We start from the raw sequence: 15,845 nt of genomic DNA on the forward strand, positions 1-15,845 counted from the left end.
TGTGGGCCGTATCTGCCATGCCCGAGGCCGTCAGGCCAGCAGATCCTCTCTTCCGAGACGGAAGCCGGAGTCGATCCAGCGCCGCTCCCGGGCCTTCATCTCGTCGCCCAGAGTGCGGCCGTGGAACCGGGGCATCAGGTCGCGCGCCGTGATCGGGAATTCAGCCGCCGCGCCCGCCGCAGCCTCCTCCAAAGCCATCTCTGGCACCGTCACGCCCAGCAAGGCCGAGTGCAGCAGCACGGCCGCCGCGCCATCCCGCGCGCCGAGCCGATAGCCGAGTTCACCGGCCCGCTGTCCGCTCCGTGCGGCGGCGCCGATCGCCTCCAGACGCCGCGCATCCGCCTTGCTCAGGCGCAGGCGATTGGCCACGTCTTCGCCGCCGAGAGCCGCCAGCCGCAACACGGGATCGGGGCGCTGCCCGGTCTGCAACTCGAGATGCACGAGGATCGGCAGGGCCGTCACGTCGCTGCCGGGCAGGATCGCGCCGAGCACGCCGGTCGTCTGCATCACCGAGACAGCCTGGCTCGGGTCCGGAGCCGACAGCAGCTTGGTCATCTCCGCCCCGATCCGCTCGGCCGAGATCCGCCCCAGCCCATCGACATTCGCAGCGCAGGCCGCCAGAGATTCCGGGTCGATCCCCTGCTCGGGATCGGCATACCAGGCCGAGAAGCGGAAAAAGCGCAGGATGCGAAGGTAATCCTCCTTCACCCGCTCCGTGGCCCGCCCGACGAACCGGAGCCGCCGCGCCCGCAGGTCCGGCATCCCGTTCAGCGGATCGACGATCTCGCCATACCGGTCGCAATAGATCGCGTTCATGGTAAAATCGCGCCGGCGGGCGTCTTCGATCACGGTGTCGGCGAAATGCACCACTGCCCTTCGGCCGTCGGTCTCGATGTCATGGCGGAAGGTGGTGATCTCGAACGGCTCGCCATCGGCCAGCACGGTGACCGTGCCATGCTCGATCCCGGTCGGGATCACCTTGAGCCCGGCATCCTCCATCACCGCCACCACGCGCTCGGGGTGGGCGTCGGTGGAGAGGTCGTGATCGGAGACCGGGTGATCCAGCAGCGTGTTGCGCACGCAGCCCCCGACATAAAGCGCCCTGTGACCCGCCGCCTCCAACAGGGCGCAGACATGCTGCACTTCCGGGCGGTCGAGCCAGGGCGCCGAGATTCGCATCAACCCGGCATCCTGTCGGCCAGCGCGCGCAGGATGCGCGCCGTCGCGCCCCAGATGTAATAGGGGCCATGCGGAACGGTGAAGAAATGGCGCCATTCACCGCGCCACCGGCGGCGCTCCACCGAGAACCGCGCCGGCGTCGTCACCAACTCGAGCGGCACCGAGAAGACCTCCTGGACCTCGCCCGGCTCGGCCACCGGCTCGAATGTCTCGCGCAAGAGGCCGATGACCGGAGTCACGTCGAAACCGGTCACCGTCTCGTGGCGCGGCAGGGCGCCGAGAACCTCGACCTTGTCCGGCCCGAGCCCGATCTCTTCCTGCGCCTCCCGGAGTGCGGCGGCGGTGGCATCGGCATCGCCTGCGTCAACCTTGCCGCCGGGAAAGGCCACCTGCCCCGGATGGTGCTTGAGCCGGGACGAGCGCTTTGTCAGGTAGAGCCGCGCCCCGCGCGGTTCCAAGGACACCGGCACTAGCACAGCAGCTTCCCGAAGCTTCCGCCCTGCCGGCAGGCTGATGCCGGGGTTCAGGTCATAGTCCGACGACGGCCGGCCGGTTGCGCCGATCGCTTCGATCAGCCGGGAACGAAGATCCTCACGCGTCGTCACCCGGCGCCTCCTCGGCCTCGAAGCCGAGCGTCTTGGGATCGAAGACGTAATGCGCCCCGCAGAACTGGCAGTCCGCGGTCACGGTCCCTTCGTCGGTGGTCATGTAGGCAATGTCCTTGGCCGAATAGATCGACAGGGACTGCCGGACCCGGTCCGGGGAGCAGGTGCAGCCGAACTCCACCGGCTGCGCATCGAACACGCGCGGTCCTTCCTCGTGGAACAGCCGCACCAGCAACTCGGTTGGCTGTACCCGCGGGCCGACCAGTTCGAGATCCTCGACCGTGCCGAGCAACATGTTCGCGCGCTCCCAGTTCTCGCCCTCCTCGCCATCGAGGAGGTCGTCGGCCTTGAGCAACTGCTGTTCTTCCGCTTCTGTCTGAGCCGCGACGAAAGGCGAGGCCTTGGGCATCGACTGGAGCATCACCCCGCCCCCGCGCCAGCCGGAATGGTTGGCGTCGGTGGAGTGGCCGAAGCCGAGTACAAAGCGGGTCGGAAGCTGTTCGGACTGAGCGAAATAGGTTTCGGCGCAATGCGCCAGGCTCCCGCCGGCGATCGGCGTGATCCCCTGGTAAGGGGTCGTGCCCTTGCCCTGGTCGATCAGGATGGCGAAGTAGCCTTTTCCGATCAGGTCGAACGGCCGGCCCTCAAGCGGACGCCCCTTGTCGTAGCTGGCATAGGCGCGGATCTGCGCCGGCCTGCCATCAGCAGTGGGGCCGTAGTAATCGGTGGCGATCAGGCGGGCCGGGCCGTCGCCGCGCACCTGAAGCGAGAGCTTCCAGCGCAGCTTGATGGTCTGCCCGATCAGCGCCGTCAGCAGCGCCATTTCGGCGACCAGCGCTTCGATGGCCGGTGGGTAATCGTGTTGCTCGAGAACGCGGTCGAGGACGCCGTCGAGGCGGGCAATCCGGCCACGAATGTCGGAGCGGTCAAGTTGGAAGGGCAGGACGGTATCGTCCCACGCGATTCTGGATCCGAGAGTCATGGGGTTTCCTTGGACGCCTTGGACTGGCATATCGCAGCCATGTAGGCGCGGCAATGCGCGGTGAAAAGGGGGATGGCATGATCCGACGGGTCGGAGAACGGGTGCAGAACCGCCGGAAGTACACCCTTCGGCCCGGTGCCTATGCGATTCTGGAACGCAGCGGACTGGTGCTGCTCACCCATCAATCGGCGCCGATCCCGGAGCTCCAGCTGCCCGGTGGCGGGATCGATCCTGGCGAACAGCCCGTCGCCGCACTTCATCGGGAAGTCTATGAGGAGACCGGCTGGACCATGCGGATCTCGCGCCGGCTCGGCGCTTTCCGACGTTTCACCTACATGCCGGAATACGACCTCTGGGCGGAGAAACTCTGCACCGTCTACCTGTGCCGTCCCGGTCGTCGCGTCAGCCCGCCGACCGAACCGGCGCATCTGCCGGTCTGGCTGCCTGCCGACGAGGCTGCAGACGCGCTCGGGAATGCCGGTGACCGACATTTCCTGCGCAGCCTTCTTTGAGCCTGGGTCGCTGACGCACTCCTAATCAGCGTTCCGCTTGGGGTGATCGAACTCGAAAAGAACCGCGGAGATGTCGTCGGTGAACTCGCTGACGCCCGAGTGGCGGGACAGCTCCCGGGTCATGGCCTCCATCAGATCCGGACCGCGCTTCTCCCGATTGCCGGACAGCAGGTTCGCCATGCCCCTGTCGTCTAGCATTCCGCCGTCCGCATTCTCGCATTCGGTTACCCCATCGGAAAAGATCAGCAACCTGTCCCCCGGCGCGAGCCGCGCCGTGACCGGCAGGTAGTCCGCGTCCGGGATCAGGCCCACCGGGAGCCCGCCGCTCCCGATGAACTCCACCCGCCCGTTCGCACGCTGGATCGCCGGGTGCGGGTGTCCGGCCTGGACCAGCCGTACCTCGCCGCTGATCAGGTCGATATCGGCGAGAACGAGCGTGAAGTAGGTCTCCGTTTCGATCTCGGTAAGCATCAGCCGGTTCAGTTCCGCGGCGACCTCTTCGGGAGGATGGGCGTCGTAGATACCGAACTCACCCTCGTAGAGCGCGATGTTCTGCTCCGGAGAGCTGCCCGAAAGATACCCGGCGAGCCGTGCGGTCATTAGCGCCGAGGCGACGCCGTGGCCAGACACGTCGATCGCAAAAGCCGCAATCCGGTGTGCATTGATCGGAAAAAAGCCGACGAGATCGCCGCCCACATGCCCGCTCGGACGCAGCAGGAGCGAGATCTGCGAGCCGCCGAAGTCGCGAAACCGCTCCTTGACGAGGGATTGCTGGAGCTTCCGCGCCTCCACCAGGTCGCTGTCGAGCGAGTCGTAAAGCGTCCGCAGCTCCTCCAGCGTGCTGCTTAGCAGCCGGTTCTTGTCCACCAGCTCCTCTTCCATCCGCAGGACCCGTTCGCCGGCATTGAGCCGCGCCCGAAGCTCGTCGCCGCTGACCGGTTTGGTCAGGAAATCATCCGCGCCGGCGTCGAGCCCGTGCGCCACCTCCCCAGCCTCCGATTTCGAGGTCAGAAGGATCAAGTAGCCATAACTCTCCCGTCTCATGGCGCGAAACTGCCGACAGAATTCCGGGCCGTCCATCTCCGGCATCACCCAGTCGCTTATCACGATGTCAGGGGCGCTCGCACGGCAGCGTTCCAGCGCTTCCGGTCCCGATGCCGCCTCCTCCACCACGTAGCCCCAGCGACCGAGCGACGCCGAGAGGATCCGCCGCTGCAACCGGCTGTCGTCGACGATCAGCACCCGGCGTGGCTGCGCCACCGGGGTCATGGTCGTGGCGTCCGAGGTTTGTCCGGCAATGTGCAAAGGTCAGGCCCGATCTCAGGGTTCGCTCGGCCCATGGCTGACACATTGCCATTAATGGGCGATGAATCAGAGACCGTCCGTGCCCTCCGGACCGGATCTTTGGCTTCAAGCCTTTCTTAATCCGCCGACCGTAAGCTCGGGGCATCCCCGGATTCGAACGGTGCGAAAGGATGCAAGATGATCGACTGGAAGCGGGTCAGCGACCTGAGGTCCGAAATCGGCGCCGCAGAATTCGATGAAGTCGTGGAGCTGTTCCTCGACGAGGTGGAGACGCTGCTCGCGCGGCTGAAGGACGAGCCGAAACCGGAGCTCTTCGAGGAGGATCTCCATTTCCTGAAGGGCTGCGCCGTCAACCTGGGCTTCTCCGACCTCGCCCGCCTGTGCCTGCAGGGAGAGACCAGGGCTCACCGTGGCGAGGCCGATACGGTCGACCTCGAGCCGATCTTTTCCTGCTTCGATGCATCCCGGGTGATCTTCTTCGACGGGGTCGCCGCCGGCCTGGCTGCGTGAAGGCGAGGAGTGCGCTCCGGCCTCGCTAGATCACGAACTGCGCCAGGATCTCGTCGCTGGTAATGTCGGTATAGACGAAGCCCTGCGCGTCGAGCCGGGAGAACAGCGCGGTGAAGTTCGCGGCATTGGTCGTCTCGATCCCGAGGAGGACGGAACCGAAGTTACGGGCTGACTTCTTCATGTATTCGAACCGCGCGATGTCGTCCTCAGGCCCGAGCAGATCGAGAAAATCGCGCAGGGCGCCTGGCCGCTGCGGCAGGCGCAGGATGATGTATTTCTTGACGCCCGAATACCGTAGCGCCCGCTCCTTCACCTCCGGCAGACGCTCGAAATCGAAGTTTCCGCCCGAAGTCACGCAGACGATCCGGCGACCGCGGATCTGGTTGGCGAGGTCGGGCAGCACATCGAGCGACAGCGCGCCGGCGGGCTCCAGAACGATGCCTTCGACGTTCAGCATCTCGAGGATCGTGGTGCAGATCCGGTCCTCCGGCGCCCGCAGCACATCGGCCGGCGCGACGTGGGTCAGGGCCTCGAAGGGGCGGTTGCCGACCCGTGCCACCGCCGCGCCATCGACGAAACTGTTCACTTGCGGCAACGTCACCGGCTGACCGGCCGCAACGGCCGCGGTCAGGCTGGCGCCGCCTTCGGGCTCGACATAGCGCAGCCCGACCATCGGCGCCATCTCGCTCAGAAAGCGCGTCACGCCCGCGGCCAGCCCACCGCCGCCCACGGGAAGGATCACCATGTCGGGCGGTTCGATCTCGTCGAGAACCTCGACCATCACCGAGGCTTGCCCCTCGATCACGTCCGCATCGTCGAAAGGCGCAAGGAAATGGCCATGCTGCTCGGCGCACCAGCGTTGCGCCTCGGCGAGCGTGTCATCGAAATAGTCGCCGACCAGCCGGATCTCGATCGCGTCCCCACCGAAGACGCGGGTCTTCTGGATCTTCTGCTGCGGCGTGGTCACCGGCATGAACACGACGCCCCTAACACCGAAATAGCGGCAGACATAAGCCACGCCCTGCGCATGGTTGCCCGCGCTCGCACAGACGAACAGCCCCTGCTCGGGCCGCTCCGCCAGCACCTTGCGCATCGCGTTGAACGCGCCACGCAGCTTGTAGGAACGCACCGGCGCAAGATCCTCGCGCTTGAGATAGATCTCGGCCCCGAAGCGCGCCGACAGGTGGTCGTTGCGCTGAAGCGGCGTCGGCGGGAACAGCGCGCGCAGCTCTGCGGTGGCGGCGCGGGCTTTTTCGGCAAAGCTGGTCATGTCGCGCGCGTTAGCAAGTTTGGAGCGCCTCCGCCACGGGAATCCTCCTTGTAGCGCGACCATTTCCTGTCTAAACGGCAGCGTCGTGCGACCAAAGACGGAGCGAGAGATGGCCCAGCCGAAGAAAGTGGTTCTTGCCTATTCCGGGGGGCTCGACACCTCGATCATCCTCAAGTGGCTTCAGGTCCAGTATGGGTGTGAAGTTGTCACCTTCACCGCCGACCTCGGACAGGGCGAAGAGCTCGAGCCCGCGCGGAAGAAAGCCGAGATGCTCGGGATCAAGCCCGAGAACATCTTCATCGAGGATCTGCGCGAGGAATTCGTGCGCGACTTCGTCTTCCCGATGTTCCGCGCCAACGCGCAGTACGAGGGTCTCTACCTGCTCGGCACCTCGATCGCGCGTCCGCTGATTTCCAAGCGCCTGGTCGAGATCGCCGCCGAAACCGGGGCCGACGCCGTGTCCCACGGCGCGACCGGCAAGGGCAATGACCAGGTCCGGTTCGAACTGAGCGCCTATGCGCTGAATCCCGAGATCAAGGTGATCGCGCCTTGGCGCGAGTGGGATATCGGAAGCCGGACCAAGCTGCTCGAGTTCGCCGAGGCCCACCAGATCCCGATCGCCAAGGACAAGCGCGGCGAAGCCCCGTTCTCGGTCGACGCGAACCTTCTGCACACCTCCTCCGAGGGCAAGGTGCTCGAGGATCCGGCGCAGGAAGCCCCCGACTACGTGTACCAGCGCACGGTCCATCCGGAGGATGCGCCCGACGAGCCCGAGTACATCGAGATCGAGTTCGAGAAGGGCGATGCCGTCGGCATCAACGGCGAGCGGCTAAGCCCGGCCACGGTCCTGACTCAGCTCAACGAATATGGCCGCAAGCATGGCATCGGCCGTCTCGACCTGGTCGAGGGGCGCTTCGTCGGCATGAAGTCCCGCGGCATCTACGAGACGCCGGGCGGTACGATCCTGCTCGACGCGCACCGCGGCATCGAGTCGATCACGATGGACCGCATGGCGATCCACCTGAAGGACGAGCTGATGCCGCGCTATGCGGAGCTGATCTACAACGGCTTCTGGTACAGCCCGGAGCGGGAAATGCTCCAGGCCCTGATCGACAAGAGCCAGGAGTATGTCACCGGCACGGTCCGCATGAAGCTTTACAAGGGCCTCGCCCGCACCGTGGCGCGCTGGTCCGAGTATTCGCTCTATTCCGAGAAGCAGGTGACCTTCGAAGAGGACATGGGCGCTTACGACCAGACCGACGCGCAGGGCTTCATCGCCCTGAACGGTCTGCGCCTGCGCTTGCTGGCCGACCGGAAGCGCAAGCACGGCTGATAGACTTCGCAGCGGCATCCGACCATCCCGGGTGCCGCTGCAACGCAGCGTAACACTTGCCGCGGTCCGGGCCGGCTCTCTAGCTCTCTGCTGGAATTCCCAGGGAGGATAGCCATGGCCCTCGAACCCATCGCCGAGATCATCCGAACCGGCCTCGACCGCAGCGACTTCACCGACAGTCTGAAATTCGATTGTGGAGCGGACGGCGTGATCTCGCTGGCCGATGGCAAGGTCTCCATGGAGGATTCCCCGGCCGCCTGCACCCTGACCATGAGCGCCGAGAACCTCGACAAGCTGGTCCGGGGCAAGCTCAATCCGATGACCGCGGTGATGATGGGCAAGATCCGGGTTGGCGGCGACCCGGCCGTCGCGATGCGGCTCGGCAAGTTGCTGAAGGCCTGAGGTCCGGCTCTGCGGTCAGGCCGGTTTGAGCGCCTGTTCGGCAAGGCTCTCGTAATACGGCATAGCCGCCGTCATCACCCCGCGCAGATGCTCCGGCACTTCGGGCAAGGGGCCTTCCCGCCCGGCGAAGCCGGTGCTCTTCCAGACGGCTTCGTACCAATGCGGCGCCCAGACGCCATCGCAGGGCTGCCCACCCGTCGGCCAGCTGAGCATGGCCGGATCGAACGGCAGGTCGATTGCCGCGCAGAGGGCCCGCAACATCCCTTCCGGATTCTCGCGGATATCGTGGCTGTCGATCACCACGCCGCCGACCTGAGCGAATAGTTCGGCCTGCTGCCAGAAACCGATGTCGTCCAGCGTCGGGTTCTCCCGCTTGACTCCGTAACTTGCGATCACTCGCGCCGGGTGCCGGATCAGGAACACGTTCACGACATCCGCCATCCAGTCCCGCGGGACCTCGGGCAGCATGTGCTGCGTCATGTGCTTCTGGTAGAAATGCGGTTTGCCGTCCGGGATCGGTCCCATCAGCTGCGCAATCACCTTCTCCGGATCCTGCGGCTGCGCGGCGAGGATTTCCTCCCGCATCGGATGCTTAAGGCCGGTCGACGCAAGGTAGGCGGCATAGAGCGGCTCGTCGATCGCGGCGCAATCGGACCGCTGGGCGAAGGCATACATCATGGCCGTGGAAAGGTTCCGCGGCCCGGACCACATTGCAATTCTCAAGCGTCGCACTCCTGCGCCATCGGTGGCGGAGAATGCGCCATGTCGCGCGCTACCGCAGAGTGGGTCGAAGTCCGGGCATCTGTCCTGTCCATTGCGGCGACACTAGGTGCCGGGTGCGCCAAAGGGAAGCTTGAAACCTCCGTCACCTGTGCGTGATTCACGGCCCGGTGAGTTGCGGTTGATGAAACGCCGGGAGCAATATGCCTGCGCGTCAAAGGAGACCGTTATGCAGACCGTTCTGGACCAGGTGAAACCCGTCATTCTCGCCGCAGCGATCGCGCTCGGGCTGTCCGTTCACTGCACCCAGGCCGAAGCCGCCGAGCAGCAGACGGCCCTGTTTGCCGGCGGATGCTTCTGGTGCGTCGAGGCCGATTTCGAGGGCGTCGACGGCGTGACCGAGGTTGTCTCCGGCTTTGCCGGCGGTATGGTCGAGGACCCGACCTACAAGCAGGTCGTCAACGGCGGCACCGGACACTACGAAGCCGTCGAGATCACCTACGACCCCGCGCGCGTGACCTATGCCGAGCTGGTACATCTGTTCCTCCGCTCGGTCGATCCCACCGATGCCGGCGGCCAGTTCTGCGACCGGGGCGAGAGCTATCGCACCGCCATCTTCGCGGCCCCCGACCAAGCCGAGATCGCCAATGCCGCCATCTCCGCGGCTCAGGCCGAGCTTGGGCAGCGGATCGTAACACCGGTTCTGCCCGCCAGCGCGTTCTACCCGGCCGACGACTACCATCAGGATTATTACAAGAAGCAGGACCTGATCCTGACTCGCTTCGGCCCGCGCTCCAAGGAGAAGGCCTACAAGCTCTATCGCGCCGCATGCGGGCGCGACGAACGCGTGCGCGAGCTTTGGGGAAATGTCGCGCCTTTCGTCGGCGGCTGAGCGCAACAGAACCGACTGTCGCAACGCCCGCCGCGCGCCCCGCGCGCGGCCACGCCCAGCGGGCGAGGCCGCATCTTCGATGCGGTCGCGGCCGGCGGGAGCCCCCCGACCCTTGCGGATCACTCAACCCCGGGCGTCTCCGCCAGGAAGCTGCGAACCTCCGCGAGGCTGGGGATCGCGTCGGCCGTTCCCTCCCGGGTCACCTTGAGTGCTGCCGCCGCCACCGCGAGCTCCAGGCATTCCGCCACCGGCAGCCCGGCATCGCGTCCGGCGCAGAAATAGCCGACGAAGGTGTCTCCCGCCCCCGTTGTGTCCACCGCCACCACCTTTGGCGCGGGGACCGTCAGGGTCTCCCCAGTCTTCAGGTCATGCCACGACGCCCCGCGGGGCCCGTGGGTCACCAGCAATTCCGCGACGGGCAGCGCGGTGATCGGCACATCGAGCGCCGCGGCGACCTGCTCGGCCTCCACCTCGTTCACGGCCAGAAGGTCCACATGCGGCAACACCGCCTGCACCGCGGCCACATCGAACGGTGCCGCGGAATAGACCACCCGCATGCCCCGGGCCCGCGCCCGCTTCGCCGCCTCCACCTGGCCGTTGGTCTCGTTCTGCATCACCAGCATGTCGCCGGCCTGCGCCCGGGCCAGCGCCGCCTTGATGTCGCTGGACTCGATCATCCGGTTGCTTCCGGGGCAGATCACGATCCGGTTTTCGCCGTCGGGCGTGACGAAAATCAGCGCATGGCCGGTTGGAGCGGCGATCTCTATCGCCACGTGGGTCACGTCCACCCCGACCGACTTCATCTGCTCCGCCGCCCAGACACCCTCGCCGCCGATAGCACCGATGTGGTGCACCTCGGCCCCGGCGCGGGCCAGCGCCACCGACTGATTCGCGCCCTTGCCGCCGAGCCCGCTGACGCAATTGGCCGCTGGAATGGTCTCTCCGTTCACCGGGAACCGCGGCACCTTGTAGAACCAGTCCGCGTGGATCGAGCCGAGATTGTAGACAGCCATGGGTTCACCCGATCTTGCAGGCGGCAATCGCAGCCATGTGGAGGATGTCGTTCACCGTCGCCCCGGTGTGGCAGATCTGGATCTGCGCACCGACACCGGCGAGGATCGGTCCAATGATCGTCGCCCCCGACATCTCCTGCAGCAGCTTCACCGAAATCGACGCCGAATGCCGGGCCGGCACCACGAGGATATTGGCGGGTCCGGACAGCCTGCAGAACGGATAGGCCGCCATCTGTTCCCGGTTGAGCGCCACATCCACGGTCATCTCCCCGTCGTACTCGAAATCGACGCCGCGCCGGTCCAGCACCTGCGAGGCGACGTGCATCTTGTGCGCCCGTTCCGACATCGGGTAGCCGAAGGTCGAGAAGCTGGCGAAGGCCACACGCGGCTCCAGCCCGAGCCCGCGCGCCACCCGCGCCGCTGCGATCGCGATGTCGCCCAGGTCCTCCTCGTCCGGCCATTCATGCACCAGCGTGTCGGCGACCAGCACCACCCGCCCCTTGTGCAGGAGCGCGGTCACGCCCACCGCGCCATCCTCGGCCGAGGCCGGGAACACACGGTTCATCTGGTGCAGCACATGCGCCGCTTTCCGCGTCACCCCGGTGATCAGCCCGTCGCCATGCCCATGCGCCAGCATCAGCGCCGAGAAGACGTGCCGGTCGCGCGCCGCCATCCGGTAGATATCCGAACGGTCGAAGCCCTTTCGCTGCAACCTCTTGTAAAGAAACGCCGTATAGGCATCGAGGTGCCGCGTGTTGGCGGCGTTGACCACGGTGAGCTCGCGATAGGCATCGCCTAGCCCCACCGCTTCGAGCTTCTCCTTAACCTCGTTCTCGCGGCCGACCACCAGCGCCTTGCCGAAGCCCTGCCGCTGGTAGGCAACCGCCGCGCGCAGCACGCTCGTGTCGTCACCCTCTGCAAAGATCATCCGCGCCTGCGCCGCCTTGGCCCGGGCGGAGATCGACGACAAGATCGAGGCGGTCGGGTCCATCCGTTCCCGCAGGCGTTGCTCGTAGGCGTCCATGTCCACGATGGGCCGACGCGCCACGCCTGTGTCCATCCCGGCCCGCGCCACGGCGGGCGGGATCCGATGGATCAGCCGCGGATCGAAGGGCGTGGGAATGATGTAGTCCCGCCCGAAACTCAGCTTGCGGCCATAGGCCATCGCCACCTCGTCCGGCACATCCTCCCGCGCCAGATCGGCCAGCGCCTGGGCGCAGGCGATCTTCATGTCGTCATTGATGGCCCGCGCCTGGATATCCAGCGCTCCGCGAAACAGATATGGGAAACCAAGGACATTGTTGACCTGGTTGGGATAATCGGAGCGACCCGTCGCGACGATGGCATCGCCGCGCACCTCCTTGGCCTCTTCCGGCGTGATCTCCGGATCGGGATTCGCCATGGCAAAGATCACGGGGTCGTCCGCCATCGCGGCCACCATCTCCGGCGTCACCGCCCCCTTGACCGACACGCCGAGGAACACGTCGGCCCCCTCCATCGCCTCTTCCAGCGTCCGGGCCTTGGTCTTCGCGGCATGGGCGGACTTCCACTGGTTCATCCCCTCGGTGCGGCCCTGGTAGATCACCCCCTTGGTGTCGCAGACGATGCAATTGTCATGCTTGGCGCCCATCGCCTTGATCAGTTCGATACAGGCGATCCCCGCGGCGCCGGCGCCGTTCAGCACGATCCGGCATTCCTCGATTTTCTTGCCGGTCAGGTGCAGCGCATTGATCAGCCCCGCCGCACAGATCACCGCCGTGCCGTGCTGATCGTCGTGAAACACCGGGATATCCATCACCTCCTTGAGACGCTGCTCGATGATGAAACATTCCGGCGCCTTGATGTCCTCCAGGTTGATCCCGCCAAACGCGGGCCCCATCAGCCGCACCGCGTTTATGAACTCCTCCGGGTCCTCGGTATCGAGTTCGATGTCGATCGAGTTCACGTCGGCGAACCGCTTGAACAGGACCGCCTTGCCCTCCATCACCGGTTTCGACGCCAGCGCACCGAGGTTGCCGAGCCCGAGGATCGCGGTGCCGTTCGAGATCACGGCCACGGTGTTCCCCTTGGTCGTGTAATCATAGGCCGTCGCCGGATTTTCCGCGATCGCCTCGACAGGAACCGCCACGCCAGGCGAATAGGCGAGACTGAGGTCCCGCTGGGTGGTCATGGGCTTGGTGGCCACGACCTCGAATTTCCCGGGTTGTGGTTCGAGATGATACTGCAGCGCCTCGTCGGGCGTAATCTTGTTCTTTGCCATGGCTCGGCCCTCCCCGGGTATTATCTCCTCCCCGGTCTAAACCGCCTTGCAAGCGAAATCGAAACCGCTGATTGCCGCGCCCCCGCGCCTTGCCGGCAATCCGCGCAACCGGCCTTCAACGCGCCGCGCGCCTCGCCTATGGTGGCGCGCAAAGCGAGCAGGGGGATAACGTGACCGTCACACCGATGATGGCGCAATATCTGGAGATCAAGGCCGCGCATGCCGATGCGCTGCTGTTCTACCGGATGGGCGATTTCTACGAGATGTTCTTTGACGACGCCGTGGCGGCCGCCGAGGCGCTCGACATTGCGCTCACCAAGCGCGGCAAGCACGACGGAGCCGACATCCCGATGTGCGGCGTGCCGGTCCATGCCGCAGAGGGCTACCTGCTGACGCTGATCCGCAAGGGCTTCCGCGTCGCCGTGTGCGAACAGATGGAAGATCCGGCCGAGGCCCGCAAGCGCGGCTCGAAATCCGTGGTCCGGCGTGACGTGGTGCGCCTCGTCACCCCCGGGACCCTGACCGAGGACAGCCTGCTCGAAGCCCGACGCAACAATTTCCTCTGTGCTTTCGCGCGGGTGCGCGACACGGCGGCGCTGGCGGCGGTCGATATCTCGACCGGCGAGCTTCGCGTCGGCCCCTGCCCGCTGGTCCGGCTCGCCCCCGAACTCGCCCGCCTCGCGCCGCGCGAGGTGCTGGTGGCCGAGGCCGAGGAATCCGACCTCTCGGAACTGGTGGAGGAAGCCGGCGCCGCGCTTACCCCGCTCGCCCGCACCGCCTTCGACAGCGCCAATGCCGAGAAACGCCTGCACGACATCTTCGGTGTCACCGCACTGGAAGGGTTCGGGAGTTTCTCCCGCGCCGAGCTTGGCGCGCTCGGCGCCGTGGTGTCCTATCTGGAACTCACGCAGAAGGGCAAGCTCCCGCTGCTGCGCCCGCCGCAGCGCGATGCCGGCGGCGCGGCGATGCAGATCGACGCCGCCACACGCCGCAACCTCGAGCTCACGGCCAGCCTGTCCGGCGGTCGCGAGGGCTCGCTTCTGGCGGCGATCGACCGCACGGTCACGGCGGGCGGCGGCCGGCTGCTGGCCACCCGCATCTCCAGCCCGTCTTGCGACACGGCCCGCATCCTCGAACGGCTCGACACCGTTCAGGCCTTTGTCGAGGACGCCGCCCGCTGCGAGGGCCTGCGCGCCGCACTGCGCAAGGCCCCGGACATGGACCGCGCCCTCTCCCGCCTGTCGCTTGAACGCGGGGGCCCGCGCGATCTCGCAGCCATCCGCGCCGGCCTGACCCAGGCCGAGGAAATCGCCCGCCAGCTCGCTGCAACCGACGGCCCGCCGCCCTTGTCTGCCGCCGCGGATCGGTTGACCGGGCACGACGCGCTGATCGAACGGCTGGATGACGCTCTGGTCGCCGAGCCGCCCCTGCTCGCCCGCGACGGCGGCTTCATCGCAACCGGGTTCGACCCCGAACTCGACGACGCCCGCACCCTTCGCAACGAGGGCCGCGGTGTCATCGCATCGCTCCAGGCCCAATATGCCGAGCAGACCGGCATCACCTCGCTCAAGGTGAAGCACAATAACGTCCTGGGCTATTTCGTCGAGACCACCGCGACCCATGCCTCCCGGATGCTCGCGGCCCCGCTGAGCGAGACCTTCATCCATCGCCAGACCACGGCCAATGCCGTGCGTTTCACCACGGTCGAATTGTCGGACCTGGAGGCGCGCATCCTGAATGCGGGCAACCACGCGCTTGAGATCGAGAAACGGCATTTCGAATACCTGCGGACCGAGATCCTTGCCGCCGCCGCGCCCATCGCCGACGCCGCCCGCGCGTTGGCGGAGATCGACGTTGCCACCAGCCTGGCCGACCTCGCCCGCAACGAGGACTGGTGCCGGCCCATCGTCGACGACAGCCGCGACTTCATCGTCGACGAAGGCCGTCACCCCGTCGTCGAACGCGCGCTGAAACGCAGCGGGCAAAGCTTCGTTGCCAACGGTTGCACCCTCTCGGCAGAGGGCGACGCGGCCCATGTCCGCCTGCTGACCGGCCCCAACATGGCGGGTAAGTCGACCTACCTGCGCCAGAACGCCCTGATCGCGCTGCTGGCGCAGGCCGGGAGCTATGTGCCTGCCCGCAAAGCGAAAATCGGCCGCGTGTCGAGCCTGTTCAGCCGCGTCGGCGCGTCGGACGACCTCGCTCGCGGACGCTCGACCTTCATGGTAGAGATGGTGGAGACCGCGACGATCCTGAACCAGGCCGACGCCCGCAGCCTCGTGATCCTCGACGAGATCGGCCGCGGCACGGCCACCTACGACGGCCTGTCGATTGCCTGGGCTACGCTGGAGCACCTGCACAGCGTCAACCGCTGCCGCGCGCTATTTGCCACGCATTATCATGAGCTTACCACGCTCGCCGCCAAACTGGACGGAGTCGAGAACGCGACCGTGGCAGTCAAGGAATGGGAAGGCGAGGTGATCTTTCTGCACGAGGTCCGCGACGGGGCGGCGGATCGCTCCTACGGGGTGCAGGTCGCGCGACTCGCCGGCTTGCCAACCTCGGTTGTGGAGCGTGCGCGCGTCGTGCTCGACCAGCTCGAAAAGGGTGATCGGGAAGGTGGCCGTCGGCAGTTGGCGCTGATCGATGACCTGCCGCTTTTTTCCGCCGTTCCCGCCGCCGAACCGGCCCGACCGGAAGCGCCCGCGGCGCTGACCGAGCGGCTGGCCGAGGTGCTGCCGGACGAGCTCAGCCCGCGCGACGCGCTGGCTCTGGTCTACGAACTCAAGGCGCTCGCCTCGGCAAGAGACTAGCGCCCCGAATTCTTCTGTCCGAAAATATCCCCGCCGGAGGCACGCCGCC

The 15,845-nt window shown here is 66.4% G+C and carries 14 protein-coding genes; 6 read left to right on the forward strand and 8 right to left on the reverse strand.

The annotated features are described in order from the left end of the window. Positions 1–30: 30 nt before the first annotated feature. The 3 genes from ACFQ2S_RS21400 to hslO are packed head-to-tail and all read right to left on the reverse strand — an operon-like array spanning position 31 to position 2,766. Complete coding sequence (locus ACFQ2S_RS21400) at positions 31–1,179, reverse strand: CCA tRNA nucleotidyltransferase (RefSeq protein ID WP_386077802.1); 1,149 nt, start codon at positions 1,177–1,179, stop codon at positions 31–33. Then, positions 1,179–1,784 carry a CoA pyrophosphatase gene (locus tag ACFQ2S_RS21405; RefSeq protein WP_386077805.1) on the reverse strand — a complete coding sequence of 202 codons (606 nt, stop codon included), beginning with the start codon at positions 1,782–1,784 and terminating at the stop codon, positions 1,179–1,181. Before ACFQ2S_RS21405 ends, ACFQ2S_RS21400 begins: the two co-directional genes overlap by 1 nt. Continuing rightward, entirely contained in the window at positions 1,771–2,766 is a 996-nt protein-coding gene (gene hslO / locus ACFQ2S_RS21410; RefSeq protein ID WP_386077807.1) for an Hsp33 family molecular chaperone HslO, read from the reverse strand. The genes ACFQ2S_RS21405 and hslO overlap by 14 nt, the downstream gene beginning before the upstream one ends. Before the next feature lie 77 nt (positions 2,767–2,843). On the opposite strand from hslO, the gene ACFQ2S_RS21415 reads away from it, so the two are divergent. Beyond that, positions 2,844–3,278, forward strand: a complete 435-nt coding sequence (locus tag ACFQ2S_RS21415) for an NUDIX hydrolase (RefSeq protein ID WP_386077809.1) — start codon at positions 2,844–2,846, stop codon at positions 3,276–3,278. Between the two features lie 21 nt (positions 3,279–3,299). On the opposite strand, the gene ACFQ2S_RS21420 is transcribed toward ACFQ2S_RS21415, so the two are convergent. Then, on the reverse strand, positions 3,300–4,547 hold the full coding sequence (locus ACFQ2S_RS21420; RefSeq protein ID WP_386077811.1) for a PP2C family protein-serine/threonine phosphatase: 1,248 nt from the start codon (positions 4,545–4,547) through the stop codon (positions 3,300–3,302). 213 nt (positions 4,548–4,760) lie between these two features. Here ACFQ2S_RS21420 and ACFQ2S_RS21425 point away from each other — a divergent pair, with 213 nt between their 5' ends. After that, positions 4,761–5,093 (forward strand): Hpt domain-containing protein, encoded by a 333-nt coding sequence (locus tag ACFQ2S_RS21425; protein ID WP_386077814.1) that lies wholly within the window; start codon positions 4,761–4,763, stop codon positions 5,091–5,093. Positions 5,094–5,118: 25 nt separating this feature from the next. Here the strand turns inward: ACFQ2S_RS21425 and ilvA are convergent, their stop codons facing one another. Beyond that, positions 5,119–6,363: a threonine ammonia-lyase IlvA gene (ilvA, locus tag ACFQ2S_RS21430; RefSeq protein ID WP_386077816.1), complete on the reverse strand. Its 1,245-nt coding sequence runs from the start codon at positions 6,361–6,363 to the stop codon at positions 5,119–5,121. A gap of 109 nt (positions 6,364–6,472) precedes the next feature. Here ilvA and ACFQ2S_RS21435 point away from each other — a divergent pair, with 109 nt between their 5' ends. Both ACFQ2S_RS21435 and ACFQ2S_RS21440 read left to right on the forward strand, forming a co-directional pair. After that, positions 6,473–7,696, forward strand: coding sequence for an argininosuccinate synthase (locus ACFQ2S_RS21435; protein WP_386077818.1), 1,224 nt, complete (start codon positions 6,473–6,475; stop codon positions 7,694–7,696). A 114-nt stretch (positions 7,697–7,810) separates the two neighbouring features. Then, positions 7,811–8,098: an SCP2 sterol-binding domain-containing protein gene (locus ACFQ2S_RS21440; RefSeq protein WP_386077821.1), complete on the forward strand. Its 288-nt coding sequence runs from the start codon at positions 7,811–7,813 to the stop codon at positions 8,096–8,098. A gap of 15 nt (positions 8,099–8,113) precedes the next feature. Here the strand turns inward: ACFQ2S_RS21440 and ACFQ2S_RS21445 are convergent, their stop codons facing one another. Next, on the reverse strand, positions 8,114–8,821 hold the full coding sequence (locus tag ACFQ2S_RS21445) for a sulfotransferase-like domain-containing protein (protein WP_386077824.1): 708 nt from the start codon (positions 8,819–8,821) through the stop codon (positions 8,114–8,116). 226 nt (positions 8,822–9,047) lie between these two features. Here ACFQ2S_RS21445 and msrA point away from each other — a divergent pair, with 226 nt between their 5' ends. After that, positions 9,048–9,710 (forward strand): peptide-methionine (S)-S-oxide reductase MsrA, encoded by a 663-nt coding sequence (msrA, locus tag ACFQ2S_RS21450; RefSeq protein ID WP_386077827.1) that lies wholly within the window; start codon positions 9,048–9,050, stop codon positions 9,708–9,710. A 119-nt stretch (positions 9,711–9,829) separates the two neighbouring features. Here the strand turns inward: msrA and ACFQ2S_RS21455 are convergent, their stop codons facing one another. Then, the gene (locus tag ACFQ2S_RS21455) at positions 9,830–10,723 is read right to left on the reverse strand and encodes a ribokinase (RefSeq protein ID WP_386077830.1); all 894 of its coding nucleotides are present in this window, start codon (positions 10,721–10,723) and stop codon (positions 9,830–9,832) included. 4 nt (positions 10,724–10,727) lie between these two features. Continuing rightward, the gene (locus ACFQ2S_RS21460) at positions 10,728–12,983 is read right to left on the reverse strand and encodes an NADP-dependent malic enzyme (RefSeq protein WP_386077832.1); all 2,256 of its coding nucleotides are present in this window, start codon (positions 12,981–12,983) and stop codon (positions 10,728–10,730) included. A 185-nt stretch (positions 12,984–13,168) separates the two neighbouring features. Here ACFQ2S_RS21460 and mutS point away from each other — a divergent pair, with 185 nt between their 5' ends. Continuing rightward, on the forward strand, positions 13,169–15,796 hold the full coding sequence (gene mutS / locus ACFQ2S_RS21465) for a DNA mismatch repair protein MutS (RefSeq protein ID WP_386078360.1): 2,628 nt from the start codon (positions 13,169–13,171) through the stop codon (positions 15,794–15,796). Positions 15,797–15,845: the final 49 nt, after the last annotated feature.

This window comes from Tropicimonas aquimaris (assembly GCF_042676185.1).
In the GTDB taxonomy this organism is placed as follows: Bacteria; Pseudomonadota; Alphaproteobacteria; order Rhodobacterales; family Rhodobacteraceae; genus Tropicimonas; species Tropicimonas aquimaris.

What these genes read in the sequence shown, in the direction of transcription:
- ACFQ2S_RS21400 (WP_386077802.1), bottom strand. Translation starts at nt 1,179, where the DNA reads ATGCGAATCTCGGCGCCCTGGCTCGACCGCCCGGAAGTGCAGCATGTC.
- hslO (WP_386077807.1), bottom strand. Translation starts at nt 2,766, where the DNA reads ATGACTCTCGGATCCAGAATCGCGTGGGACGATACCGTCCTGCCCTTC.
- ACFQ2S_RS21415 (WP_386077809.1), top strand. Translation starts at nt 2,844, where the DNA reads ATGATCCGACGGGTCGGAGAACGGGTGCAGAACCGCCGGAAGTACACC.
- ACFQ2S_RS21420 (WP_386077811.1), bottom strand. Translation starts at nt 4,547, where the DNA reads ATGACCCCGGTGGCGCAGCCACGCCGGGTGCTGATCGTCGACGACAGC.
- ACFQ2S_RS21425 (WP_386077814.1), top strand. Translation starts at nt 4,761, where the DNA reads ATGATCGACTGGAAGCGGGTCAGCGACCTGAGGTCCGAAATCGGCGCC.
- ilvA (WP_386077816.1), bottom strand. Translation starts at nt 6,363, where the DNA reads ATGACCAGCTTTGCCGAAAAAGCCCGCGCCGCCACCGCAGAGCTGCGC.
- ACFQ2S_RS21435 (WP_386077818.1), top strand. Translation starts at nt 6,473, where the DNA reads ATGGCCCAGCCGAAGAAAGTGGTTCTTGCCTATTCCGGGGGGCTCGAC.
- ACFQ2S_RS21440 (WP_386077821.1), top strand. Translation starts at nt 7,811, where the DNA reads ATGGCCCTCGAACCCATCGCCGAGATCATCCGAACCGGCCTCGACCGC.
- msrA (WP_386077827.1), top strand. Translation starts at nt 9,048, where the DNA reads ATGCAGACCGTTCTGGACCAGGTGAAACCCGTCATTCTCGCCGCAGCG.
- ACFQ2S_RS21455 (WP_386077830.1), bottom strand. Translation starts at nt 10,723, where the DNA reads ATGGCTGTCTACAATCTCGGCTCGATCCACGCGGACTGGTTCTACAAG.
- ACFQ2S_RS21460 (WP_386077832.1), bottom strand. Translation starts at nt 12,983, where the DNA reads ATGGCAAAGAACAAGATTACGCCCGACGAGGCGCTGCAGTATCATCTC.
- mutS (WP_386078360.1), top strand. Translation starts at nt 13,169, where the DNA reads ATGATGGCGCAATATCTGGAGATCAAGGCCGCGCATGCCGATGCGCTG.